Source organism: Aminobacter sp. P4_H6_2 (genome assembly GCF_056400805.1).
The window spans coordinates 1-2,181 of record NZ_JBFUKO010000796.1; the positions used below are offsets into that span (position 1 = coordinate 1).

Annotated in this window: 3 protein-coding genes; 1 reads left to right on the plus strand and 2 read right to left on the minus strand. The window is 54.0% G+C overall.

Annotated features, from left to right (window positions below; translation table 11 throughout):
* On the minus strand, positions 1-497 hold a 497-nt coding region (locus AC1DUU_RS30240), incomplete at its 3' end, for a hypothetical protein (RefSeq protein ID WP_476787003.1).
* A gap of 246 nt (positions 498-743) precedes the next feature.
* On the opposite strand from AC1DUU_RS30240, the gene AC1DUU_RS30245 reads away from it, so the two are divergent.
* Entirely contained in the window at positions 744-1,751 is a 1,008-nt protein-coding gene (locus AC1DUU_RS30245; RefSeq protein WP_476787004.1) for an FkbM family methyltransferase, read from the plus strand.
* Positions 1,752-1,867: 116 nt separating this feature from the next.
* On the opposite strand, the gene AC1DUU_RS30250 is transcribed toward AC1DUU_RS30245, so the two are convergent.
* Positions 1,868-2,181 (minus strand): glycosyltransferase (locus AC1DUU_RS30250; RefSeq protein ID WP_476787005.1); only part of this gene is annotated, 314 nt, incomplete at its 5' end.

A 2,181-nucleotide genomic window follows, 5' to 3' on the forward strand; every position in this document is an offset into this window, starting at 1 on the left:
GTCGTTCTCAACGTTTCCAGATGATTAAAGTTCGAATTGAAGTCCAGATTGAGCGGAAGAAGGGAAGATGTGGCATCGTCGTTGTTTATGTGAAAAGTCTGCCGCGAACCGTCTCCTATGAAATTTGGATACACACTCATCGCAATGTCGCCTGACGACAAGTTGGTGCCGTGGTGCGACAAAGGCTCAAAACCTATGCAACGGCACGGAAATCCTGCCGCAATCAATGGCATGTAAACATGATCTTCAGCCGCAAGCTTCTGCGCACCCACATCCACGATATTGATCGTTCGAGAGATATCTGGGCGCAGGTCGCTAGCTGCCTTGAAGGGGGCATGCCTATTTGCAAACTCCTCGCTTGCGACAATTTCATCAACCAAGCGCCTTACGTCACGTTCATCGCCAAGGACATCGGAAAAGAACCCTAGCGCTTCGGGATCAGGCTCCCGACCAAGCATGGTTCGAAACAGGACACGAACATAGTCGGCATTTTCCATTCGGTTTCCTCTGCGGTCAAAGTCGAAGATTGCTGAGGTGTGCGCGCTGTAAACGGCAAAGACTTAGTCAACACTCTGGCGCCTCTCCAGCTTCCCCAATTTTATCGACGTTCGCGGTTGCAATTGTCAGCCAGTCCAGTTCAGGTGGCTTCAGTGCTTCAATAGCAGCATCTATCTCACGACGGGTAAAATTGCGTAGGCGCTGCATCCGTCGRAATCAACGGCAGCATTCAGCGAGTACAGAACTTGTTCACCTCATACGCTCAAAATTTCGAGGACGTTATTCTCTGGCGTGCCCTTAAGACGGTCCAGAACGGCTTCTACATCGACATCGGCGCTCAGGACCCAATGCAGGATTCAGTCAGCCTGGCATTCTATGAGCACAGTTGGAGGGGTATCCATGTCGAGCCCACCCAATTTTATGCGGAAAGGCTGAGGGCAGCGCGACCGGATGAAGTTGTGTTACAGGCAGCAATCGGCCTTGCGACCGAGGACATCGAGTTCTTTGAGGTCAAAGACACCGGTCTCAGCACTGCAGACTGGGAACTCGCTAGCAGACATCAGAAGGAGGGACGCGATGTCGCGAAAACGAGCGTCGCTTGCATGACCCTTGCTTCTGTATTCGACACCTACGTCGATACGGACGTTCACTGGCTCAAGATCGACGTCGAGGGTATGGAGCGAGAGGTGCTCGAAAGCTGGGGGAACTCATCCGTTCGCCCCTGGGTCGTTCTTCTGGAAAGCACGATCGCAAACACAAAAATACCTACCCATTCCGAATGGGAAGATCTGCTGTTGCGCCGAGGCTATGAGTTCGTCTATTTCGATGGCTTGAACCGATTTTACGTTAGCGCTGACCACAAAGACCTCGCGTCGTGTTTCGCGATCGGACCCAACATTTGGGATGGCTTCTCCCTTTCGATTGACTCGGTTTTCGTTCAACAACTCAAAAAGCGAATTCTTGCCCTAGAATTGGACGTCGCTTCGGCGCGTGGCCAAACCGCGAGCCGGCGAAGGCTGCATGATGCACGCCGCAGGCAAGCAAAATCGCTGCAAAGCGATCTGGCGGAGGTCCAGAACGATCTGGCGAAGGCCCAGCAGAGCTTTTTTAGGACGGCACTAAGCTCCCTGAGAGCTGCCGGACCCAACATCAGCGCGCCAGTCCAAAAACTGGCCGACTTGCTTTTCTTTCACAAGGACGGGCGTCCCCGGCGCCTGACTATGATGGTGGGTATCAAGAAACGCGGCCGCTGAATCAAAGGGGGCACTCGGGCAAATGAGGGGTCGAAGCAGGAAAATTGGAGGCGCGAGGCAACTGCCTCTGCCCGTAAATGTCTCGCTCCGACCATCTGCAGCGCTGCAGTGAGACGTCACCTCTGCCGGTGCAGCCAAGCCCTCAACGGGGTTAGCGCATGCGACCATTCCACCTGTCTTCGGCGTTCGATTTCAGGCTGATCAAGCGCGAGCGGTGGTCGCGCTAAGACATCTCGAATTGCCTTGCGAAATGCCCTTGGATCATCTTCGATGATGATTCCCCGCTCCTCTTTCAACGCCTCATAGCCGCGAAAGRCAGTGCTGGTAGCGACCACCCATTTGCCCGATAGAATTGCCTCTGCAGTTTTCAAGTTGGACCCCCCACCGGAGGTTATGGGAAGATAGAACCCGTGCGCGCGCTCCTTTAAAG